Annotated in this window: 20 protein-coding genes and 1 pseudogene; 13 read left to right on the top strand and 8 right to left on the bottom strand. The window is 62.7% G+C overall.

Translation table 11 applies throughout. The features are described 5' to 3' along the window. Positions 1–27: 27 nt before the first annotated feature. Positions 28–2,106, top strand: coding sequence for a hypothetical protein (locus ACZ89F_RS02700; protein ID WP_476090286.1), 2,079 nt, complete (start codon positions 28–30; stop codon positions 2,104–2,106). A 2-nt stretch (positions 2,107–2,108) separates the two neighbouring features. On the opposite strand, the gene clpS is transcribed toward ACZ89F_RS02700, so the two are convergent. From clpS to ACZ89F_RS02680, 4 genes are all read right to left on the bottom strand, one after another. Further along, positions 2,109–2,414, bottom strand: coding sequence for an ATP-dependent Clp protease adapter ClpS (gene clpS, locus ACZ89F_RS02695; RefSeq protein ID WP_183454002.1), 306 nt, complete (start codon positions 2,412–2,414; stop codon positions 2,109–2,111). Between the two features lie 240 nt (positions 2,415–2,654). Beyond that, positions 2,655–3,020, bottom strand: coding sequence for a hypothetical protein (locus ACZ89F_RS02690; RefSeq protein WP_476090285.1), 366 nt, complete (start codon positions 3,018–3,020; stop codon positions 2,655–2,657). Positions 3,021–3,238: 218 nt separating this feature from the next. Beyond that, positions 3,239–3,475 carry a hypothetical protein gene (locus ACZ89F_RS02685; RefSeq protein ID WP_183449206.1) on the bottom strand — a complete coding sequence of 79 codons (237 nt, stop codon included), beginning with the start codon at positions 3,473–3,475 and terminating at the stop codon, positions 3,239–3,241. Positions 3,476–3,514: 39 nt separating this feature from the next. Then, on the bottom strand, positions 3,515–3,817 hold the full coding sequence (locus ACZ89F_RS02680; protein ID WP_476090284.1) for a hypothetical protein: 303 nt from the start codon (positions 3,815–3,817) through the stop codon (positions 3,515–3,517). A gap of 233 nt (positions 3,818–4,050) precedes the next feature. On the opposite strand from ACZ89F_RS02680, the gene ACZ89F_RS02675 reads away from it, so the two are divergent. Then, positions 4,051–4,767, top strand: a complete 717-nt coding sequence (locus ACZ89F_RS02675) for a response regulator (protein WP_109661267.1) — start codon at positions 4,051–4,053, stop codon at positions 4,765–4,767. Further along, positions 4,764–6,170, top strand: coding sequence for an ATP-binding protein (locus ACZ89F_RS02670; protein ID WP_476090283.1), 1,407 nt, complete (start codon positions 4,764–4,766; stop codon positions 6,168–6,170). Before ACZ89F_RS02675 ends, ACZ89F_RS02670 begins: the two co-directional genes overlap by 4 nt. 155 nt (positions 6,171–6,325) lie before the next feature. Here ACZ89F_RS02670 and choV read toward each other — a convergent pair whose 3' ends face one another. The 3 genes from choV to ACZ89F_RS02655 form a co-directional block, all read right to left on the bottom strand. Further along, positions 6,326–7,507: a choline ABC transporter ATP-binding protein gene (gene choV / locus ACZ89F_RS02665; RefSeq protein WP_476090282.1), complete on the bottom strand. Its 1,182-nt coding sequence runs from the start codon at positions 7,505–7,507 to the stop codon at positions 6,326–6,328. Further along, positions 7,504–8,358, bottom strand: a complete 855-nt coding sequence (gene choW, locus ACZ89F_RS02660; protein WP_127257512.1) for a choline ABC transporter permease subunit — start codon at positions 8,356–8,358, stop codon at positions 7,504–7,506. The genes choV and choW overlap by 4 nt, the downstream gene beginning before the upstream one ends. Positions 8,359–8,496: 138 nt before the next feature. Next, positions 8,497–9,432 carry a choline ABC transporter substrate-binding protein gene (locus ACZ89F_RS02655; protein WP_476090281.1) on the bottom strand — a complete coding sequence of 312 codons (936 nt, stop codon included), beginning with the start codon at positions 9,430–9,432 and terminating at the stop codon, positions 8,497–8,499. A 258-nt stretch (positions 9,433–9,690) separates the two neighbouring features. Between ACZ89F_RS02655 and ACZ89F_RS02650 the strand changes: the two are divergent. Further along, positions 9,691–10,303: pseudogene (locus tag ACZ89F_RS02650) on the top strand (thymidine kinase). A gap of 70 nt (positions 10,304–10,373) precedes the next feature. On the opposite strand, the gene ACZ89F_RS02645 reads toward ACZ89F_RS02650, so the two are convergent. Beyond that, positions 10,374–11,270 carry a DMT family transporter gene (locus ACZ89F_RS02645; RefSeq protein ID WP_476090280.1) on the bottom strand — a complete coding sequence of 299 codons (897 nt, stop codon included), beginning with the start codon at positions 11,268–11,270 and terminating at the stop codon, positions 10,374–10,376. Positions 11,271–11,367: 97 nt separating this feature from the next. On the opposite strand from ACZ89F_RS02645, the gene ACZ89F_RS02640 reads away from it, so the two are divergent. From ACZ89F_RS02640 to ACZ89F_RS02600, 9 genes are all read left to right on the top strand, one after another. Further along, on the top strand, positions 11,368–11,610 hold the full coding sequence (locus tag ACZ89F_RS02640) for a LysR family transcriptional regulator (RefSeq protein WP_476090279.1): 243 nt from the start codon (positions 11,368–11,370) through the stop codon (positions 11,608–11,610). After that, positions 11,591–12,226, top strand: coding sequence for a LysR substrate-binding domain-containing protein (locus tag ACZ89F_RS02635; protein WP_476090278.1), 636 nt, complete (start codon positions 11,591–11,593; stop codon positions 12,224–12,226). Before ACZ89F_RS02640 ends, ACZ89F_RS02635 begins: the two co-directional genes overlap by 20 nt. A 108-nt stretch (positions 12,227–12,334) precedes the next feature. Beyond that, complete coding sequence (locus ACZ89F_RS02630) at positions 12,335–12,724, top strand: c-type cytochrome (RefSeq protein ID WP_476090277.1); 390 nt, start codon at positions 12,335–12,337, stop codon at positions 12,722–12,724. Between the two features lie 310 nt (positions 12,725–13,034). Next, a complete protein-coding gene (locus ACZ89F_RS02625; protein ID WP_476090276.1) occupies positions 13,035–14,123 on the top strand; it encodes a hypothetical protein in 1,089 nt (362 codons plus the stop codon). A gap of 31 nt (positions 14,124–14,154) precedes the next feature. Next, entirely contained in the window at positions 14,155–15,300 is a 1,146-nt protein-coding gene (locus tag ACZ89F_RS02620; RefSeq protein ID WP_476090275.1) for a hypothetical protein, read from the top strand. A gap of 24 nt (positions 15,301–15,324) precedes the next feature. After that, entirely contained in the window at positions 15,325–17,235 is a 1,911-nt protein-coding gene (locus ACZ89F_RS02615) for an AAA family ATPase (protein WP_476090274.1), read from the top strand. Positions 17,236–17,244: 9 nt separating this feature from the next. After that, positions 17,245–18,546, top strand: coding sequence for a DUF6638 family protein (locus tag ACZ89F_RS02610; RefSeq protein WP_476090273.1), 1,302 nt, complete (start codon positions 17,245–17,247; stop codon positions 18,544–18,546). A gap of 208 nt (positions 18,547–18,754) precedes the next feature. Further along, a complete protein-coding gene (locus ACZ89F_RS02605) occupies positions 18,755–19,879 on the top strand; it encodes a DUF2333 family protein (RefSeq protein WP_476090272.1) in 1,125 nt (374 codons plus the stop codon). A 313-nt stretch (positions 19,880–20,192) separates the two neighbouring features. Next, positions 20,193–21,872: a formate--tetrahydrofolate ligase gene (locus ACZ89F_RS02600; protein ID WP_476090271.1), complete on the top strand. Its 1,680-nt coding sequence runs from the start codon at positions 20,193–20,195 to the stop codon at positions 21,870–21,872. The last annotated feature ends 33 nt before the right edge of the window (positions 21,873–21,905 follow it).

Raw genomic sequence — 21,905 nt, 5'->3', positions numbered from 1 at the left:
CCCTCCCCGCAAAGGGGGGGATAAGGGATGAACTGGTCGATCTCCTTCGAACCGCTGATCTCCTGGCCCTTGCTGGCCTTGGCGCTGGTGCCGCTGGCGCTGCTGGCGCTGGTCGGCCTGTGGTTTCGCCAGCGCGGCTCGGTCTTCCGCTTCATCGCCCTTTTGGCGCTCGCCGCCGCCCTGTTCAACCCGGTGTTCCTCAACGAGGAGCGCGAGCCGCTGAAAAGCGTCGTCGCACTGATTGTCGACCGCAGCCAGAGCCAGGACATCGGCGACCGCACCAAGCAGACCGACGAGGCGCTGGCCGGGCTGCAGCAGCGTCTTGGCCGCTTCAAGCAGTTCGACGTGCGCGTCGTCGAGGCCGGCAAATCCGAGGCCGCCGAGGAGCGCACCGAGACACGGCTGTTCGGTGCGCTGGAAGGCGCCTTCCGCGACGTGCCGCCGTCACGCATCGGTGGCGCCATCATGATCACCGATGGCGAGGTGCATGACGCGCCCCCGGTCGCGCCCGATTTCAACGCTCCGCTGCATGCCCTGATCACCGGCAACGATCACGAGAAGGACCGCCGCATCCGTTTCGAGAACGCGCCGCGCTTCGGCCTTGTCGGCAAGCCGCTCGACATGACCTACCGCGTCATCTCGACCCAAAACGAGACTGGCCCGGTCGATGTACGCGTCTCGGTCAATGGCGAACAGGTCGCGGTCGAGCATGCCACCGTCGGCCAGGCCATGCCGCTGCAGGTGACCATTCCGGGCGCCGGCCGCAACATCGTCGAGCTCGCCATCGATCGCGAACCGGGCGAACTGACCGACACCAACAACCGCGCCATCGCACTCATCGACGGCATTCGCGAGAACCTGCGCGTGCTGCTCGTCTCCGGCGAGCCGCATGCCGGCGAGCGCACCTGGCGCAACCTGTTGAAATCCGACGCCTCGGTCGATCTCGTCCATTTCACCATCCTGCGGCCGCCGGAAAAACAGGACGGCACGCCGATCAATGAATTGTCGCTGATCGCCTTCCCGACCCGCGAGCTGTTCGTCGAGAAGATCAAGGATTTCGACCTCATCATCTTCGACCGCTACCAGCACCGCGACGTGCTGCCGATCCTCTATTACGACTACATCTCCGAATATGTCGAAAAGGGCGGCGCGCTGCTGATCGCGGCCGGGCCCGAATATGCCGGCGAAAGCTCGATCGCGCGCACGCCGCTGATGGCGGCCCTGCCGGCGATGCCGACCGGCGAAGTTGTCGACAAGGCTTTCTATCCGCGCCTCACCGAACTCGGCCAGCGCCACCCGGTGACACGTGGGCTCGATGGCTCGGCTACCGAGCCGCCGCACTGGAGCCGCTGGTTCCGCACCATCGGCGTGCAGAATCCCGAAGGCGAAGTGGTGATGAAGGGCGCCGACAACCGGCCCCTGCTCCTGCTCGACCGCAAGGGCGAAGGCCGCGTCGGCATGCTTCTGTCGGACCAGGGCTGGCTGTGGGCGCGCGGCTTCGAGGGCGGCGGCCCGCATGTCCAGCTCTACCGGCGCATCGCGCACTGGCTGATGAAGGAGCCCGAGCTCGAGGAAGAGCGGCTGACCGCCGACGGCCGCGGCATGGTGCTGGAAATCCGCCGCCAGACGATGGCCGACGATCCAGGCCCCGCCCAGATCATCACCCCGTCCGGCAAGACCTTGACCGTCAAGCTCGAGAAATCCGAACCCGGCGTCTTCCTCGGCAGCGTCGAGACGAGCGAGATCGGCCTCTACCAGGTCGCCAATGGCGACCTGACGGCGCTCGCCCATGTCGGCCCGGTCAACGCACCGGAATTCGCCGATGTCATCTCCACCGAAAACCGGCTGAAGGCGCCGGCGGAAGCCACCGGCGGCAGCGTGCGCCGGCTGGCTTCATCCACGGCCCTTGGCAGCGACGTGACGCTGCCTTCCATCGTGCCGGTGCGCTCGGCCGGTGCTGCGTCCGGCAGCGACTGGATCGGCCTGCGCACGACGGATGACAGCGTGCTCAAGGCCGTCTCGCGCGTGCCGCTGTTCGGCGGCTTCCTCGGCCTCGGCCTGCTGCTTCTGGCAATGGGTTCGATGTGGTACCGCGAGGGACGGTAGGACTACTCTTCGGGCTCGGTCGTGAACATCAGCGGATAGCCCTTGGCCTTGCCGGCATCGGTGGCGCGCGTCGCCTTGGTCTCGGCGACATCCTTGGTGAAGACGGCGACGACGCAGACGCCGCGCCGGTGCGCGGTGATCATGACCCGGTGCGCCTGGTCCTCGCTGAGCTTGAACTCGCCCTTCAGCACCGTCACCACGAATTCGCGCGGCGTGAAATCGTCATTGACGAGGATGACCTTGTAGAGCTTCGGCCGTTCGACCTGCGGCTTGACCTGGGTACGCGGTTTTGTGGTGATTTCAGGCATCGGAACCGACAATTAGAGCAATTCCAGGAAAAGTGTAAAACGGTTTTCCGTCCGGAATTGCGTCAAAACAAGGATCAGAGCGGTTCGCCGTTTCCACGAAACGGTGAATTGCTCTGGCGTAAGCGACGTAACCGCCATTCTGGCATCGGCGACAGCGGTCGTCCATTTTGATTGACGCGCAAAGCCGATGTCCGGCGGGCGCGGCCATTCACAATCATGTGGGGAAGTATCGGTTGCCGTTCAACGGTCCTGACGGCCGAACATGCGACGGCCCTGGATCGCCCGCAGGGTAGTGGCGGACGGCATATCGTGGCGAAGGCGGGTTCCACCCGCATCCGCCCGGCGTTCCAGCCATACCGCGATCGGCCACGCGGCGGCGCTGATCAGCGTCGCGCCGGTCAGCACGATCAGCAGCCAGGTCTGTGCCGGCGTGATGTAGTCCCAGTTGGTGGAAATCGCAGGCGCAAACAGCGAAGGCTCCGTGCGCCCGCTGGCCGGATCGGGCACCGGGCTGGCGGTGAACAGGATCAGCACCCTGGCGACGCCGGTGGCCACCAGGCCGCCGAGCACCATCGAGCGCAAAATGGACGAAAGCCGCTTCTTCATGCGGGTTGTCCTACACGGCCGGGCGTTGCGAACGGGTTAAGCGTCAGTCGAGGCGGAAGCTGCCGGCACCAAGGCTTCGGCCAAACATCAGGCCCATCAGTCCGCTTCATCGCCGATATCAGGGCTTTTCCACGGTTCGGACAGGAGGAAGGCCGCTCCAGCCGAAACCAGCTGGAGCGGCCTTGGTCAAAAGGCAGGCATGTTATGCCGCGCCTGGATTAGGCCTTCGGAGCTGCCTTCGGGGCAACCTTCTTCGCCTTCTTGTGCTTCTTGACGGGCTTCTTGGCGACGACCTTCTTCACGACCGGCTTGGCAGGCGTGGTCGCCGCCGGAGCGGTGGTCGTGGTGGTGGCAGCCGGAGCAGCGGTCGTGGTGGCAGCGGCGTTGCCGAGAGCCGGCATCGCGAAAGCGAGAGCGACGGCGAGACCGGTGGCGGAGAGGATGGACTTTTTCATGGCTTCATTTCCTTTTTATGCGGGTCGAGTTTTCTGATGTCACTGAACCGGGTCGTTCGGTGTCACTCCAAGCAGCTTCAAAGCATTGGCGAGCGCCCGGATGCCCTGCGCCTGTTTCTTGGCGGCGCAGTACCGGTTGCCCTTTCTCTGAAGTGCCTTTGCCGCGGTGACCTGCGTTGCCGTGGCATGGGTTTCGAGGGCTTCATCAAATTGGTGGCTGAGATTGGCGCACCGTTCGCTTCGGGTCGTGGGCGTCACCTTTGCGTCCGATTGTCCGACAGCGGCAGTGACCAGGCCAAGGCCCAGCAACGCACCCAACAAACTGATCGACAACCTTGGCATCGGTTTATCCGTAAACCCGGAGACTAGCGTCGCAGCCGATGACCTGACCGCCACGAGATCAGTTATGCCTTTGAAATTTTTCAGGAGTTTTTCTGAACTGTAGAATTTTGTTTCTGGATTGTGTCTGAGAAAGCCGGTGTGAACCCATCATCACCACTGGCCAACATATGGCCTGAATTCTATCGTGTGGGTTGCGACAGAACGGCTTGGCAATCAACAATGACAGGGCTGCTGTGAAATCCGACGCACACATACTGATCGTCGACGACGACAAGGGCATCCGCGACCTGCTGCAGGAATTCTTCCAGAAGCGGGGCCTGCACACCTCGGTTGCCGCCGACGGCATCGAGATGGAGACCATCCTGCGCCGCACGCAGGTGGATCTCATCGTCCTCGACGTGATGCTGCCCGGCAAGAGCGGGCTGGAGCTGTGCCGCGACCTGCGCGCCCAGTATTCGACGCCGATCATCATGCTGACCGCCGTCACCGAGACGACCGACCGCGTCGTCGGCCTGGAGATGGGCGCCGACGATTATGTGCCCAAACCCTTCGACCCGCGCGAGCTGCTGGCGCGGATCCGCGCCGTGCTGCGGCGCAATGGCGCCGCCGAGCCCAAGCGCGCCACCACCAAGCAGATCTACCGCTTCGCCGGCTGGACGATGGACTGTTCACGCCGCCGGCTGATCGCGCCCGACGATGTCAGGGTCGAACTGACCATGGCGGAATTCAACCTGCTGCAGACCTTCGTCAAGAGCGCGCAGCGCGTGCTGACCCGCGACCAGCTCATCGAACTGTCCGGCGGCGACAGTGACTACTCCTTCGACCGCAGCATCGACATCCTGGTCAGCCGGTTGCGGCGCAAGATGGAAGACGACCCGAAAACGCCCAAGCTGATCCTGACCGTGCGCAGCGGCGGCTACCAGTTCCTGCCCGAGACCACTTCCGAATGAGACGTTTCCTGCCGCAGACCTTGCCTGTCTGGGTGCTGCTGATCGTCATCGCCGGCCTGCTGATCAGCCAGGTCGCGACCCTCTACATCGTGTCGCGCGATCGCGCCGTAGCCAACGGCGTCGTCGACCTGTATCGCCTCAACGACCGTGCCTTCTCGCTGGTGCAGCTCATGCATGACGCCACGCCCGAGGAACGCAAGGCGACGGCGACCGGCCTGTTCAATTCCACCTACGCGCTCACCGTCTCGGACACGCCGGCGGTCACCTCATCGATTGCCGGTGACGACGAGCTGGCCGAGCTCGAAGACATTCTCGTCGGCCGGCTGTCGAAGTTCGGCATCACCGATGCGCGCGTGCGGCGCGATCCGGCGACGCGCGAGGCGGACGACGCCAGTGGCACGGCGCCCGGACCCGATATCGGCCAGGTGGAACGCGACCTTCTGGTGCTGGCCGCCGACTTCGCCCAGAGCGACAAGCTGACGGCCTCACTGCGCTTCGCCGACGGCCAATGGCTGAACTTCACCGAGCCGATCACGCCCGTCGGCCCGATCCTGAGCATCGACAGCCTGCCGCTCTATTCGCTGATCGCCGGCCTGGTGGTGATCATGTCGATCTGGTCGCTGCGCCGGCTGACGGCGCCCTACCGGATGATGGAAACCGCCGTGAACCGGATCGGCAAGGACCTGAAGAGCCCGCCGATCGCCGAGAGTGGCAGCCGCGAGGTGCGTGCCGCCGCCAAGGCGATCAATGCCATGCAGGCCCGGTTGCGCGAATATGTCGAGGACCGCGAACATCTGGCGGCAGCGTTGGCGCATGATCTGCGCACGCCGATGACGAGGATGCGCCTGCGCCTGGAACTGTTGCGCAAATCGGCGGTTCGCGAGGCGCTGGCGCACGATCTCGCCGATGTCGAAAGCATCGCCAGCTCGGTGATCGACTTCGCCACCTTCGAGGTGACCGAGGAAAAGAACGAACGCATCGACTTCTGGTCGCTCGTGGAATCGATCGCCGACAGCTATGACGACGTTTCGTTCGACGACGATACCCGTTCGCGTGGCCTGATCTGCATGGCGCGGCCGGTCGCGCTCAAGCGCTGCGTCACCAATCTGGTGCAGAACGCGGTCACCTACGGCAAGAAGGCGCATCTCAGCCTGCGCCGGTCGGAAAACATGATCCTGCTCACCATCCGCGATGAAGGGCCGGGCATACCGCAGGCGCAGATCGACGCCGTGTTCGGCTCTTTCGTGCGCCTCGAACAATCGCGCAACCGCCAGACCGGCGGTCTCGGGCTCGGCCTGACCATTGCCCGCAACATCGCCCGTGCCGCCGGCGGCGAGATCAGCCTGTCCAACAACCCGGGCGGTGGCCTGCTGACGCAACTGCGCCTGCCGCTGGCGGCTTAACGCATGTCGCCCAGAAGTGACTTCGGTTTTGGGAGAACGACATGCATCAAAACAAGACCTAAAGCGGGTGGTCCGAACCCATTCAGACGCGACACGCTTTAGAGCGCGAGGCGCGCTCGATCGCAGCGCCTCGTCGACTTCCGGTTCCGAAGAAATTACCTTCTAAGCACCGCGCTCAACACGTCGCGGATGCCGATGGCGCCGACAAAGCGTGACTGATCGTCGAACAGCGCCACCGGTGCGGTCTGCGAACGGTGCATGGCCAGCATGACGGTTTTCAGCGAGGTGCCGGGATTGGCCCAGAACACTTGCGCCGCTTCCTCCGGCTGGCCTTCGACGTCGGCGCACGACACCCACACCGCCGGCTTGCCGTCGCGTTCGGCCGCCGCCACCAGTCCGTGATCGTCGATCTTGAAGCGCGTCGTCTTGCGCCGGTCGAGCCACACCCAGCCGTCCTTGCCGTGATCGAGGTCGCGGCGGTCGCGCATCACGTTCCAGGCGGTCAGCACCGACAGCGGATTCACATTGGCGATGAAGTCGCGGACATAGTCATTGGCCGGGCGCAGCACGATGTCTTCCGGCGCCCCGGTCTGCACGATGCGCCCGCCCTCCATGATGGTGATGTGGCTACCTATCTTCAGCGCCTCCTCGAGGTCGTGGCTGACGAAGATGATGGTCTTCTTCAATTCGGCCTGCAGCTGCAGCAACTCGTCCTGCAGCTTGGTGCGGATCAGTGGGTCCAGCGCCGAGAACGGCTCGTCCATCAACAGGATCGGCGCCTCTGTGGCGAAGGCACGGGCCAGGCCGACGCGCTGCTGCATACCGCCCGACAGCTCATGCGCGTATTTCTTCGACCACTGGTCGAGATTGACCAGCTTGAGCTGGCGATTGACGCGCTCCTTGCGCTCGGCTTCCGGCACGCCGGCGAGTTCGAGGCCGAGGCCGACATTCTCCTCCACCGTGCGCCATGGCAAAAGGCCGAACTGCTGGAACACCATCGCCACCTGCTTCTGGCGCAGGCGCCGCAAGGTCGCCTCGTCGCAAGTGACGACATCGACGGTCTTGTCGCCATCCTTGACCAGAACCTGGCCGCGCGACACCACGTTGAGCCGATTGACCGCCCGCAGCAATGTCGATTTGCCAGAGCCGGACAGGCCCATCAGCACCGAGATCTCACCCTCGTTCACGGTCAGGCTGGCGCCGGCGCAGCCAAGCACATTGCCGGTCTTTTCGAGGATCTCGGCGCGGCTGGCGCCGGCGTCGATCATTTTCAGCGATCCGGCCTGGTCGGCGCCGAAGACGATATCGACGTTCCTGAAATCGACGGCGACGGTCATTTCTTGCCTCCAACCGCAATTCGGGTCATCCGGTCGAGCACGATGGCCAGCACGACGATGGCCAGGCCCGCCTCAAGGCCGAGGTCGATGCGGCGCGAGCCGAGCGCCCGGTTGATCTCGGTGCCGAGCCCGCCGGCGCCGATCAGTGCGGCAAACACCACCATCGACAGCGACAGCATGATCGATTGCGTCAGGCCAGCCATGATGGTGGGCAGCGCCGAGGGCAGCTCCACCTTCCACAGCAACTGGCTCTTGGTGGCACCGAAAGCCTCGCCGGCCTCTACGATCGACTTCGGCACCGAGACGACACCGAGATGGGTGAGCCGGACCGCGGTCGGGATGACGAAGATAATGGTGACGATGAGGCCGGGAGCGTTGCCGAGACCGAACAGCGTCAGCACCGGGATCAGGTAGACGAAGGTCGGCAGCGTCTGCATCAGATCGAGCACCGGCAGCATGATGCGATAGACCTTCGGCTTGTGCGCCGCCCAGATGCCCAGCGGCACGCCGATGGCCATGGCCATGGCAGCGGCCGCGACAACCAGCACCAGCGTCTGCACCGTCTGCTTCCACAGGTTCTGGTTGATGATGAAGATCAGGCCGAGAAAGACGCCGATGGCGAGCGGCCTCGAGCGCTGCAGCAGCCAGGCGATGACGGCGATGATCAGCGCCAGCAGCACCGGCGGCACCATCAGCAGGATGCCGACCAGCCCGTCGAGCAGGAAATTGAGGCCATTCGAAAAGGCCCTGAACACAGTGTCGAAATTGTCGGTGAGGAAACCGAAAAACGCCTTTCCCCAGGCGCCGATCGGAATCTTGTGATCGACCATGAATTTCGAAATCGGATCCATATCGCCCCTCTCATGCAGGAGACCGCCCTGCCCTCGGCCTCAACCGTAGCAACGTCATCTTGTCACAGGATATGAAAAAGGGCAGCCTTTTCTAAGATGGCTGCCCTTCCTGGTTCGGCTTTGCCGAATTCAGTCGGCTCAGCTTCCGAGCGCGGTCTTGATGGCAGCGGCAGCGTCGCCACCGTCGAAGGTTGTCACGCCGGCGATCCACGGGGCAACCGCGTCCGGGTGCTTCTTCAGCCAGTCGGCCGCAACCGTGTTGGCATCGCCGCCCTTGAGGATCGCGTCCATCATCTCGCCTTCCATGTCCAGATTGAACTTGAGGTTGGCGATGAACTTGCCGGCATTCGGGCACTCGGTGGTGTAGCCCTTGCGCACATTGGTAAAGACGGTGGCGGCGCCGAAGCCGCTGTCGCCCATGCCGTCGAGATAGGTGATCTTCATGGCGCCCATCACCGGATGCGGCGTCCAGCCGAGGAAGGCGATCCACTCATTGTTCTTCATTGACTGCTCGGCCTGCGTCAGCATGCCGGCCTCCGAGGATTCGACCAGCTCGAAGCCTTCGAGATTGTCCTTCGGGTTCTTGATCATGTCGAGGATGATGCGGTTGCCGTCATTGCCGGCCTCGATGCCATAGATCTTGCCGTTGAACTTGTCCTTGAACTTGCCGATATCGGTCAGCGACTTGACGCCGGCATCCGCGACATAGGTCGGCACGACGATGCCGTAGCCGGCGCCCGTCAGGTTGGTGCTGATCGTCTCGACCGAACCGTCGGCGGTGTAATCCTTGATGTCATTGGTCATCGACGGCATCCAGTTGCCGAGGAAGACGTCGAGGTCCTTGTTCTTCAGCGACGCCATGGTCACCGGCACCGACAGCTGGATCGTCTGCGGCTCATAGCCGAGCGCGGTCAGCAGCACGGAGGCGACGCCGGTCGTCGCCTGGATGTCGGTCCAGCCGACATCGGAAAGACGCACCGCCTTGCAGCTCGCCGGATCGCCGGCAAAGGCAGTGCTGGTGGACAAAAAAGCCGCCAGGCCGAGGCCGGCGACGAAAAAGTTCATACGCGACATAGACAGTCTCCCATTGTGATTCTTTGGCGAAGCGTAGTTACGGTTTCTCTGCCCGCCTTGTTTCGTCAGCCAAACACCATTCTGGTGTGGATTCAAGCGTTAAGGCAATCACGATCAACGGCGCGGGCTGGCCAATCAGCGACACATCAGGCGCTTTTGTCGTGCCAGACAGCTTTTTCGGAGACGGGCCGGCTTTTTCAGGGGAATGCGGGCGGCGGCCCCTCCCCGCGCCCGTCGAAGTCGGCTTAAAAGAGCGGCATGGCCAAGCTTTACTTCCACTATGCAACGATGAATGCCGGCAAGACGACGATGCTGCTGCAGGCGTCGTACAATTATCGCGAGCGCGGCATGGGCACGATGCTGTTCGTCGCAGGCCACTACCGCAAGGGCGAGACCGGCCTGATCTCGTCGCGCATCGGCCTGGAGACGGAAGCCGAGATGTTCCGCGACGGTGACGATCTGTTCGCCCGCGTCGCCGATCACCACGCGCATACATCGGTGCATTGCGTCTTCGTCGACGAGGCACAGTTCCTCGAGGAAGAGCAAGTCTGGCAGCTCGCCCGCATCGCCGACCGCCTGAACATTCCGGTCATGTGCTACGGCCTGCGCACCGATTTCCAGGGCAAGCTGTTTTCCGGCTCGCGCGCTTTGGCTGGCCATCGCCGACGATTTGCGCGAAGTGCGCACCATCTGCCGCTGCGGCCGCAAGGCGACGATGGTGGTGCGCCTCGGCCCCGATGGCAAGGTGGCGCGCCAGGGCGAGCAGGTGGCGATCGGCAAGGACGTCTATGTCTCGCTCTGCCGCCGCCACTGGGAAGAAGAGATGGGCCGCGCCGCGCCCGACGATTTCATCGGCTTTATCAAGGGCTGACTCTGTCTCTTGGTTTTTGGAGCAATTCCCGAAGGAAGCGCTACGTGTTTTCTCGAGAGTAGCTCCGGGCTCATACAGTCGAGACACGCCACTTCGGAAACCGCCAACCGAGCCGCACACCCAGCGTCGCCACTGCAATCAGCGCCATGCCGGCAGCCTGCGCCGGTCCGAGCGGATGCCCATAGATCGCCCAGTCGACGATGATGGCGACGACCGGGTAGATAAAAGTGATCACACCAATCACCGGTGTCGTCAGGCGTGGGAAGGCCGAATTCATCAACACATAGGCGATGCCGGTGTGCAGCACGCCGATGCCGAGCAGCCAGCCCCATGACGCAGGCGCAATATGTTGGCCGACGTCAGCGAACGGGGCGAGCATGACGACCCCCACCACCGTCTGGCAGAGTACCGTGATTTCGGCGCGCTGCTGGCCGAGGCCCTTGGCCAGGATCGTTGTAACGGCATAGAGCAGTGCGCCGCCCAGCGTCAGCGCAATGCCCGGCGCCCAGCTGGCATCGGCATGGCCGTGCGCGAAGACGAGGCCACTGGCCAGCACGACGCCGAGAAACGCACCGAGCATCCACAGCAGTTGGTCGAGCGAGATGCGCTCCTTGAGGAAGACGACACCGATCAGGACCACGAAGAACGGTTGGATATGGTAGATAATCGTCGTCGTGGCGATCGACGTCATGGCGAAGCCGGCGAAGAAGGCTGTCCAGCTCAGCACCATGCAGACGCCGGCAAGTGCCGCGAGGGCAAGCCGGGACGGCGACAGGGTCCGATCCGGAAGATAGCCGCGCAACAGGCACCATACGAAAAGGAACAGTGCGCCGAACACACATCGCCAGAAGACGACGGCGACGGGATGCAGCCCCGATTCCGTGGCGAAGGCGCCAACCGTGCCGGCGATCACCATTGCCAGAGCAAGGCTCGCGGCCGGAAAGCGGGCTGTCGAGGCGTCTGCCATGGTGTTCGTCCAGCTGTACTCCACCATCTGGTCACCGGAAGAGCCTTCAAACAAGCGAATAGATTTGGAATGATCTATTCGATATGCTGATAGCACCATGACCGCGCCACTCGACCTCAATCTGCTGAAAACCTTCGTCGCTGTCGTCGAGAGCGGCAGTCTTTCCAATGCAGCACCTCGGGTGGGCCGTAGCCAGTCGGCGGTCAGCATGCAGATGCAGCGGCTGGAGGAGATGGTTGGCAACCAGCTTCTGGTGCGTGGTCCCAGAACGGTCACTCCCAATGCCATCGGCGAAGATTTCCTGATCTATGCGCCGCCGGTTGCTGAAACTGTCGGATGAAGCATGGGCGAGCGTCACCCGGCCGAAGGAGACCGGCAGCGTCCGCCTGGGTGTGCCGGACGACTATGCCGCCTTCCTCTTGCCGCCGGTGCTGTCGCGCTTCGCGGCAGAGCACCCCTTGGTGACGGTGGAGTTGATCTGCGAACAGTCGACCGCGCTGGTGAAAACGCTGGCGGAGGGGCGGCTGGATCTGGCGATCGTCACCCGATTGCCGGAGCAGCCGCTTGAGGTGATCCGGCTGGAGCGCTTCGTCTGGGTCGCCTCGCCAAACCATGTCGCCTGGGAGACCGACCCGCTTCCGGTCGCCTTGTTCGAACCAGGCTGCGCCGCCAGGATGAATGTCCTGCAGGCGCTTGGTGATGCCGACCGCTCCTATCGCTGCACCTATTCCAGCGCCTCTCTGCTTGGCCTGATCGCAGTCGTCCAGGCCGGGCTCGCGGTGGCTGGCCTCGCCCTGCGCAGCGTGCCGCCGTCACTGCGCATCGTCGGCGGCAATGAAGGGCTTCCGGTGCTGCCGGACCTCGAGATCGGCATCCTACGCAACCCGCTGTCGACGACGCCGGCGGTCGAACGGCTGAATGATTTCCTGCGCCGCGACCTGGCACAGCAGGCCTGACTTGCAGTACCATAGTCAGGGTCTGTCTTCCGCAATCCGGCCACGATGCAGCGTTTGTTAAGGCCTCGGCCTTATAAGGCCGACAGCCAGAGCTCTCCGGGGTCAGCCATGTTTCGAGCCGCTTCGTCCGCCAGCTTTCTTCTCCTTGCCACCTCCATTGCCGCCCATGCCGGCGGTGACCCGGCCCTGGGCAAGAAGGTCTTCAACCGGTGCATCGCCTGCCATGAAGCGGCCACCGACCGCGACAAGGTCGGCCCGCATTTGATGGGCGTCGTCGGCCGCACCGCCGGTAGCGCCGAGAGTTTTCTTGGTCACTACTCCGAGGCGATGAAGAGTGCCGGTGCTGCCGGCCTGGTGTGGGATGAAGCCAATCTCGCCGAGTATATCAAGGCCCCCAAGCTGAAAGTGCCCGGCAACAAGATGGCGTTTGCCGGCCTGACCAAGGACGACGACATCGCCAATGTCATCGCCTATCTGAAGGCCGATCCCAAGCCCTGATCCGCTGTTCGTCGGTTCTGTAAAGCCGGCTTTCGCGTCGCATATCGCGGCCACGATTGCTTCAGTGGTTTGCCGAATACAAAGGCATCCGTGCGCCATCGCTTTGCCGCATGAAAGTTCAATGACAGCTGAACTATGCCTGGCCGGCAAGCTAATCACGCCATGACCCCACCTTCACTAACTTTCAAGACCGCACGGATTCTTTTGTTTTCGGGGCGGGTGTTGTCTTGCGTCTTTCAATCCCCGGATGCCCCACATATATTCGCCGCTGTTCGCGACCAGCGACGTGATGCCGAAGCGGGAGGCCCCAATGGCGACATTGCAGAATTTCGACGCCGAAATTGCCAAGACCAAGCAGGTCGTGCAGGACATGCGCACCAAGATCGAGCAGTCCGGCACCGTGCTTGATACGCTCGCCACATCAGACAAGAAGATCGGCGACGCCAATTTCGACATCGAGAACGCCCGCATCGAGGACGTGCTGAAGCAGCAGAAGGTGATGGAAGGCAACATCGCCGACCTGATCATTGGGCTTGAGGACGCCACCAACGTCTTCGGCGCCGAGTTCGAGAGCATGAAGAACTACACCGGCTGGGAAAAATTCATCGGCGTCTTCTCCAGCCAGAGCAAGCAGCGCATGCGCACCGACCGCGTCCGCAACATGTCACTGGCCGGCAATCTGCAGGAACTGCTGGTCAAGTCAGACACCATCGTCGGCATCCTGAAGGCGCAAAAAGAAGTCCTCGACCAGCGCTACAAGACCTCCGAGACCAGCCTGTCGCAGGTCATCGAGCGCCGCAAGACCACGATGACCAACCTCGAAGCCGTGCAGAAGCGCATCGAGGAGCTCAACCCGATGCTGCTCGACATCGAAAACAAGATCGCCGCCTCGACCAGCCAGAAGGACCGCACGCAGCTCGAAGGCGAGCGCTCCAAGCTGGCGACCGAATACAATGAAAAGCAGGCCAAGGAGCAGGAGCTGCTGGCCGAGAGCCAGACGCTGGAGCGCTACACCTCGATGTTCCAGACCTTCGTCGATTCGCTCAACAACCAGATCGCCGCGCAATCGACGCTGATCAACAAACTGACCATCGATACCGAGCAGCGCATCGTGCTCTACAAGGCGCTGGAAGATTCGCTGAAGACCGCCGCCCAGCAGGACGTCGCCCACAAGATCAACACGCTGGGCAGCCAGGTCGACAACACGGCCGAGGAAACCATGGCCGGCATCGGTGCTGCATCGCAGAAGCACATCGGCGACCTGCTCGAGATGCACGAGAAGAACATGGTCGCCACCGCCGACATCCAGCGCCGCAAGAAGCTGGCCGACGATGCCTTCGCCCGCCGCTTCGACGAGGTGCTGAAGAAGCACAATTCGGCAAACTACGTGCAGTCTTAGGGGTGACAGGACTGCCCGCGAGCGCACAGGCATGACCCCCGAAAACGAAGCGGCTGCACGGTATTTCTCCGCCATCACGGCCGCGCTCAGCGGCCTTGAAGTGTTCATGCGCGATGATCGCTCGCCGCTCTACCGGCATGGCATCGTCGCCAAGATCGTCGCCGAATACATTGCCCGGCTCGACAAGTCATTCTCCTGCTGGCGCAACCGGCTGGGCTTCATGGACACGTTCCGCATTTCGCGCGCCGAAAGCGGCTTCCCGGTCTTCCAGAACCTGCTCGAACTGGAAAACGACCGCCGCCAGGCCGATGCGCGGCTTGCCAACATTCCGCTGGCCGGCGAGTTGCGCGAGGAAATGGCCGACTTCATCCTGCGCCACAAGGAATTCCCCGAGGCGCTGCAGAAGTCGATGGCTGAGCGGCTCTATCTCGAGGACGTGAAAAGCGAGAACACCTTCGGCCCGTTCACCCTGGCGCAGACGGCCAAGGTCTCGGTCAATCCGAAGACGGCGCGGCCCTATTATCTCGTCCACTGGGCGACGTTCGACGGCAGTGCCAACCTGCCGCTGGTCTATATGGTGACGGTGGAGGATTCCTCCGAAGCGATGATCCGCCAGCTTGTCGACAGAAACGGCAAGCTGAACGAGACGGTCGACATTCCCCTGCCGGTCGACGGCCTGCTCAATCCCGAGCTTGCCCACCGTTTCGACGATTTCACCGAGAAGAACTCCGCCTATACGCTGTCGCCGGCGACCATCGCGGTCAACCTCGACAAGGATTTCGAGTCGCTGCACCCCAAGCAGCTGCGCCGCGTCGTTCTCGGCCCGTTCTATTCGGCTGGCATTACCGACAACAATTCGACCGTGACCGAGGTGCTGGCCAAGGTGCGCAAGCCGGAAAATGCCTGGCTGCTGACCTGGACCATCCAGGAGGTCTATTCCAAGGGCGAGAAACCCGGCCGCAAGGGGCTGTTTTCGAGCGAGAAGACGACGCAGGAATTCTTCATCAACACCGACGATCTGGAAGCCGCGCGTCAGGGCGTGTCGAGCTACGAAAACCATGCGCTGATCCCGCACGAGGCCTACCAGGCGCTCTACGCCGCCGGCGAGGCGCAGAAGATTTTTGCCGGCTACAAGGTTCACATCCTGTCCAACGGACAGGTCATCTCAGACGTCTGACCGTCACACCACGGAGCACCCTTCATGGATACCGGCCTGACCACCATCCCGGAAGCCGCAATCGAGAAGCACCGCGCCACCGCGCAGAGCTTCATCACCCGCATTGTTGTGCTGGAGGACCCGTCACGCGAGTCCGGCACCGCACTTGCCGGCACCAACCGCCGCTTCGTCTCGACCGTCTCGGTCGGTTCGGTGCGCCGCACGCGCGAGGTCGAGCTGGCCAAGACCGTCGGCGCCGTCCATCCCGACGACCAACTGCTGACGATCCCGCAGCACACACTGTTGTTTCGCGCCCGGCGCGGCACGGCGATCGCGCTGGCGGTATCGGACGTTTTCGCCGAAGGCTCCGACCTCGAAAGCCTGCAGGCCAAGAACACGCGCGCGCCGCTCGAGGGCGACGAGGCGTCCACCTTCAAGAAGCTTCTGTCGGCCTCGGCTTACATTTCGGCCTTCAGCCTCGCCTCCTATCTGTTCCAGCTGGTCGACAGCGACGGCGAGGCGCCCAACGACATCCCCGAGCCGGATTTCCTGTTCGACACGCCGCAGGATGCGGTGAAGTCGATCCTGGCCGGCCTCGACAAGGCGATCTCGGGATCGTCCGACGACGCCGACCTGATGACCCGGGCGCGGGCCTTTGCCCGCGTCGCCATCGACGGGCTTCTCGCGCGCAAGGGCCGCTTCGACGGCATTGGACCGTTCGAGAACGCCCATATTCGCATCGATGCCGACGATTTCACCCTCGATGGTTTCGACGTCGCGCCGGGCAAGCGCTCCAAGCCGCTGGTGATGACCTTCAAGAAGCCGGAAGAGGTCGTCGGCAACCACATCGCCAAATACCAGTCGGTCAAGCTCGCCAAGATGCTGATGGCCTACGACTTCGAGCGCGAACTCAATCCGTTCGTCGAGCTAGGCGGCTTCCTGTTCACCTTCATCGGTGACGGCGCGCCCGGAACCGGCAAGACGACGCTGATCCAGATGATCGCCGGCCTCGTCAACGGCTACTGCCAGGTCGCCGGCTATCCCTTCGCCTACGAGAATTTCGGTGTCGACCAGATCTCGTCCTACCAGGGCAAGTCCGGCCAGAACTGCCGCCAGTTCATCAACAATGTCTTGAACCCGCGCGTCATCGGCTTCGGCACCATCGACGACATCGACCAGGTGGCGGCGCGGCGCTCCGACGACCGCGCCTCGGCCGGCCAGCAGGAAATAACAGGCGTTTTGATGGATGCCTTCGCCGGCGCCGCCACCGTGGTGCGCGGCAACTGCTCGTTCGGCATGTTCTCCAACTACCCCGAAAATGTCGACGACGCGCTGCGCCAGCGCGCCGGTGCCCGCTGGCTGGTCGACGGGCCGCAGAGCCGCGACGACTACATCGACATCTTCGTGCTGCTTGCCGGCAAGAACCACAAGATCCCGCTCGGCGACCACGATCTCTACGCCGCGCAGGAAATCCAGCGCGCCGTGACCGAGGCCTATGAGGAGCACGAGAAGCCAAGGGAAGACGGGCTGATCAAGGTCTACGAGCGCTACATGAAGGAGAACGGCGCGCCGAAATCGATGGCCGATATCGGCACCTATCTGCATCTGATCAAGGATGCCGAGCCCCGCTTCACCGGCCGCGCCATCAAGAACGTCACCGACGCCATCAAGATGCGCGCCATGGACATCGAGCTTCCCGACGACTGGTTCGAGAAGCCGGAAGTCTTCATGCACAAGGGCTACGACGAGAAGAAAGCGATGATCGAGGAACTGCGCGGACCCTTCTCGATGGACATGGTCATGCAGGAGATCAACCGCTACGCCGACAGCGAGTTCCGCTATTCCGACAAGTCCGACGACTCCGCGGTGCAAAAGCTGCTGCGCGACGCGAGGCTGCGTGAGAGGGCGGCGCGCGAGATGGAGGAGATGAAGAAGAAGGGGCTGTGGAATGCGTGAAGGTACGCAATGACCGCCAAGAAACCCGATCTTCTGCGCGACAATGAGCTGATCTATGGCCGGCTGCTCACCGTCGACGAGCCACACCTGATCCAGCGCTACAACAAGGCGCTCGCCGCATTCGGCTTGAAGCCGACCAAGCTGAAGAGCTTCCAGATCGACCGCACCGGCTTCTCGCCCGAAGTGGCCGAGGAATGCGACGACTATGATTACCTTGATCCCAATGAGGTCAATCGCCGCTTCATCATCCTGACGCCGTCGCAGATCGACCTGCCGGTGGTCCACACCGCCTTCTCCAACACCTCGCAGCTGATGTTCGAGTTCATGTCCAAGAACCAGCGCGCCATCGACGCGCTGACGATCAAGGACGTCATCTACGGCGAGATCGAGGATTCCGTTCCCAAGGTCAACGACATCGAAGACCTGCTGTCGATCAGCCAGGTCGAGTTCAAGGTGCTGTCGGCCGAGGATGTGCTGGGCAAGGCCGCCGAACTCGGCAAGCTTGTCGATCGGCTGAGGCAGGAGCCCGACGCCTGGCGCGACAACGCCATGCTGACCCGCATGGTCGAGCTCGCCAAGATCTGCGGCGACATCCGCGAGAACGCGCTGGTGCCGGACCAGGTGATCTTCCGCCACAACGCCTACTGGACCAGCCATTTCGGCGGCCTCTACGTGTTCGTCGACCCTGACATGACGACCGTGATCGGCGATCCGGCGGCTCCCGGTTTCCGCCGTTCGCGGCCGTGGCAGGTCAGCTATCTCTCCATCAACGACGCCGACAAGGTGTTCAAGTTCCTCGCCACCACCGGCCGCATCGAGCTGCCGCGTGCCTCCTGGGTCGAGGCCTCGGGCTATCTTGAGCATCGCGCCGAGATGGTGGTGCGCGCGCTGATCCGCGACGCCGAGCCCGACCGCAACCTGACCGATGTCGACAAGGTCTGGCTGCAGACCTGGATCCAGAGCCATGCCGACCTGATCACCAGGGACGGCAATTTTCCTTTCCTCAACGCCGCCAAGCGCGAGATCGCCCAGCTCGGCCACCTCAAGATCGAGGATGTTTTTCCGCAGCAGCGCTTCCTGGTGATTCGCGCCAAACCGGACCATCCAGACGCCTGGCTGACCAACCGGCTGATCTCGGATTTCGTGCCGTCGGACTTCGTCTCGCGCTACATCTTCAACAAGCAGGGCTTCTACAAGGACTATGACGGCTTCAGCGACGCCTGGCGATCGCATGTTGTGGACGTTCTCAAAACCACATATTTGAAGGACAAGGTGGCGTTTCGCACACGCCTCTACGGCCTGACTGACTAATGCATGTCGCCCAAAAGTGACCTCGGTTTTGGGAAAACGACATGCATAAACCAAAGACCTAAAGCGCGTCGCATGAATCCGTTTTCGACGCGACGCGCTTTAGAACGAAATGAACCGCCATTTCGTTCTAATTTATTGTTTCGGCGCATGATGTTATCCAAAAAGTCTGCAACTTTTTGGCATCGTGCTTTGAGGGGGTGACATCACCATGCTTGATCCGATCGTGAACTTCTTCACCCGGATTTTCCAGTGGATCGGCCGCGGCATCGGGCTTTTGATCGGCGTGATCCTGTGGCCATTCCTGTGGGCCGGGCGCTGGTACACGCAGCGCGGCTGGATCCTCAAGGCGGCGGTCGGCGTGGCTCTGCTGGTGCTGATCGGCCTCTACGCCAATTTCTTCTACGCCACCCAGTGGTGGAACAATTTCAACCCGAACTATCCCGACACCTACACCTTCGAGAAGCGCAACATATCCGCCGGCGAACAGGTTGCCGCCGGCGCCGGCACAGACACCGCCAAGACCTGCGGCAACTCCGGCATTGCCCAGATCGCCGCCGACCTGACTGACTTCAACGTCAACCAGAATGCCTGGATCTCGTCGATGATCCTCTACAAGGTTGGCCTGTTCGGCATCGACTGGGACCACACGCCGTGGATGGACAACAAGGCTTCGTTCCAACGCGGCATCAACCAGGCGGTGCGGCGCACCGCGACCGAACTCGCCGACAATCTCGGCCGCGTTCGCACCACTTCGCAGATCGACAGCGATCTGCAGAATGCCCGCGGCAACCTGCAGTTCGACGAGGAGACCTGGTATTTCGGCCTGAACCCATTCGGCCCCAAGACGCCGACGCCGAGCTATTATCGCGATGCCGTGCGCATGTTGCGTTCCTTCAACGCTCGCCTTGCCACCTGCCAGGCGACATTCGACGCCCGCGCCGACAATCTGAAGCAATATATCGACCGTATCTCGTCCGACATCGGCTCGACGTCGGCGATCCTCAAGGAACGCGCCGAGAACCACAACAATGGCTGGTTCGACTTCCGCGCCGACGATCGCTACTGGTTCGCCTATGGCCAGCTCTACGCCTATTATGGCCTGATGAAGGGCGCCCAGGCCGACTTCGAGGACGTCATCAAGGAAAAGCACCTGCAGAACCTGTGGGACACGATGGACTCGCAGTTCGTTTCGGCGCTGAAGATCCAGCCCTTCATCATCGCCAATGGCCGCGAAGATGGCTGGCTGTTGCCGACGCATCTGACGACGATGGGCTTCTACGTGCTCAGGGTGCGCTCCAATATGGTCGAAATCAGCAACGTTCTGACGCAGTAGCGCTGTCCCGCTGCGCACCACGCGATGGCGAATTTGCGCCGTCGCCTCTGTCGCATTCCGTGCATTGCGCGGCTGTTTTGAGACGGCGAAGCGACGCATCCTCTGGCTTCTATACGGCGCGGCAACGGAGCCGGGAAGAACCGACGACAGGTCGGCCGGTCCGCAGAGGAATTTTCTCCATAGGAAACATAGTTGCATGCAAGTTGACGCCGCGGCAGCGACAGGGTTAGAACATGCCCGCGCCCGGTTCCAACCTGCTTGCCAGCAAGATCAAACCAGTCCCCTCCATCGTCCAATCCAGAGGAAAGCCGTCATGGCCGAAGTGAAGTCCGACATCGAGATCGCGCGCGGCGCCAAGAAAAAGCAGATCCAGGAGATCGGCCAGAAGATCGGCATCCCGACCGAACATCTGCTGCCCTACGGCCACGACAAGGCCAAGATATCAGCCGAATTCATCAAGTCGGTGAAGGGCAACAAGGACGGCAAGCTGATCCTCGTCACCGCCATCAATCCGACGCCGGCCGGCGAAGGCAAGACCACGACCACGGTCGGCCTCGGCGACGGCCTGAATCGCATCGGCAAGAAGGCGATCGTCTGCATCCGCGAGGCCTCGCTCGGCCCGAATTTCGGCGTGAAGGGCGGTGCTGCCGGCGGCGGCTATGCGCAGGTCGTGCCGATGGAGGACATGAACCTCCACTTCACCGGCGACTTCCATGCCATCACCACGGCGCACAATCTGCTTTCGGCGCTGATCGACAACCACATCTACTGGGGCAATGAACTCGGCATCGACACCCGCCGCGTCGTCTGGCGCCGTGTCATGGACATGAACGACCGTGCGCTGCGCGAGATCATCTGCTCGCTCGGCGGCGTCGCCAACGGTTTCCCGCGCGAAGCCGGCTTCGACATCACCGTCGCCTCGGAAGTCATGGCCATCCTGTGCCTGTCCACCGACCTGAAGGACCTGGAAAAGCGCCTCGGCGACATCATCGTCGCCTATCGCCGCGACAAGTCGGCGGTCTATGCCCGCGACCTCAAGGCCGACGGCGCCATGGCCGTGCTCCTGAAGGACGCCATGCAGCCCAACCTGGTGCAGACGCTGGAGAACAACCCGGCCTTCGTGCATGGCGGCCCGTTCGCCAACATCGCGCATGGCTGCAACTCGGTCGTCGCAACCACGACGGCGCTCAAGCTCGCCGACTATGTCGTCACCGAAGCCGGCTTCGGCGCCGATCTTGGCGCGGAAAAATTCTTCGACATCAAGTGCCGCAAGGCGGGCCTGAAGCCGGCGGCGGCGGTCATCGTCGCCACCGTGCGCGCCATGAAGATGAACGGCGGCGTCAAGAAGGAAGACCTCGGCAAGGAAAACGTCGAGGCGGTGAAGAAGGGCTGCGCCAACCTCGGCCGCCACATCGAGAATATCAGGCAGTTCGGCGTGCCGGCGGTGGTTGCCATCAACCACTTCTATTCCGACACCGACGCCGAGATCCAGGCGATGAAGGACTATGTCGCCTCGATGGGCGAGGAAGCGATCCTGTGCAAGCACTGGGCCCACGGCTCGGCTGGCATCGAGGAACTCGCCAACAAGGTGGTGGCGCTGGCCGAATCCGGCGCATCGCAGTTCGCGCCGCTCTATCCCGATGCCATGCCGCTGTTCGAGAAGATCAACACCATCGTCCAGCGCATCTATCGCGGCTCCGAAGCGATCGCCGACAAGTCGGTGCGCGACCAGCTGCACGCCTGGGAGCAGGCCGGCTATGGCCATCTGCCGGTCTGCATGGCCAAGACCCAGTATTCCTTCTCGACCGACCCGAACCTGCGCGGCGCGCCGACCGGTCACACCGTGCCGGTGCGCGAGGTCAGGCTTTCGGCCGGTGCCGGCTTCGTCGTCATCATCTGCGGCGAGGTCATGACCATGCCCGGCCTGCCCAAGGCTCCGTCCTCGGAAAAGATCTTCCTCAACGAGGCCGGCCAGATCGAAGGCCTCTTCTAAGATCTCTTGATCGTAGAACCGCAAAGGGCGCCG

The organism is Mesorhizobium sp. USDA 3734 (assembly GCF_056279665.1).
This window is presented reverse-complemented; position numbering and strand designations above follow the sequence as displayed.

Coding starts and splice junctions, on each gene's coding strand:
- ACZ89F_RS02645 (WP_476090280.1), bottom strand. CDS start 11,270: ATGGCAGACGCCTCGACAGCCCGCTTTCCGGCCGCGAGCCTTGCTCTG.
- ACZ89F_RS02605 (WP_476090272.1), top strand. CDS start 18,755: ATGCTTGATCCGATCGTGAACTTCTTCACCCGGATTTTCCAGTGGATC.
- ACZ89F_RS02600 (WP_476090271.1), top strand. CDS start 20,193: ATGGCCGAAGTGAAGTCCGACATCGAGATCGCGCGCGGCGCCAAGAAA.
- ACZ89F_RS02680 (WP_476090284.1), bottom strand. CDS start 3,817: ATGCCAAGGTTGTCGATCAGTTTGTTGGGTGCGTTGCTGGGCCTTGGC.
- choW (WP_127257512.1), bottom strand. CDS start 8,358: ATGGATCCGATTTCGAAATTCATGGTCGATCACAAGATTCCGATCGGC.
- choV (WP_476090282.1), bottom strand. CDS start 7,507: ATGACCGTCGCCGTCGATTTCAGGAACGTCGATATCGTCTTCGGCGCC.
- ACZ89F_RS02640 (WP_476090279.1), top strand. CDS start 11,368: ATGACCGCGCCACTCGACCTCAATCTGCTGAAAACCTTCGTCGCTGTC.
- ACZ89F_RS02655 (WP_476090281.1), bottom strand. CDS start 9,432: ATGTCGCGTATGAACTTTTTCGTCGCCGGCCTCGGCCTGGCGGCTTTT.
- ACZ89F_RS02700 (WP_476090286.1), top strand. CDS start 28: ATGAACTGGTCGATCTCCTTCGAACCGCTGATCTCCTGGCCCTTGCTG.
- clpS (WP_183454002.1), bottom strand. CDS start 2,414: ATGCCTGAAATCACCACAAAACCGCGTACCCAGGTCAAGCCGCAGGTC.
- ACZ89F_RS02685 (WP_183449206.1), bottom strand. CDS start 3,475: ATGAAAAAGTCCATCCTCTCCGCCACCGGTCTCGCCGTCGCTCTCGCT.
- ACZ89F_RS02620 (WP_476090275.1), top strand. CDS start 14,155: ATGACCCCCGAAAACGAAGCGGCTGCACGGTATTTCTCCGCCATCACG.
- ACZ89F_RS02615 (WP_476090274.1), top strand. CDS start 15,325: ATGGATACCGGCCTGACCACCATCCCGGAAGCCGCAATCGAGAAGCAC.
- ACZ89F_RS02670 (WP_476090283.1), top strand. CDS start 4,764: ATGAGACGTTTCCTGCCGCAGACCTTGCCTGTCTGGGTGCTGCTGATC.
- ACZ89F_RS02690 (WP_476090285.1), bottom strand. CDS start 3,020: ATGAAGAAGCGGCTTTCGTCCATTTTGCGCTCGATGGTGCTCGGCGGC.
- ACZ89F_RS02630 (WP_476090277.1), top strand. CDS start 12,335: ATGTTTCGAGCCGCTTCGTCCGCCAGCTTTCTTCTCCTTGCCACCTCC.
- ACZ89F_RS02610 (WP_476090273.1), top strand. CDS start 17,245: ATGACCGCCAAGAAACCCGATCTTCTGCGCGACAATGAGCTGATCTAT.
- ACZ89F_RS02625 (WP_476090276.1), top strand. CDS start 13,035: ATGGCGACATTGCAGAATTTCGACGCCGAAATTGCCAAGACCAAGCAG.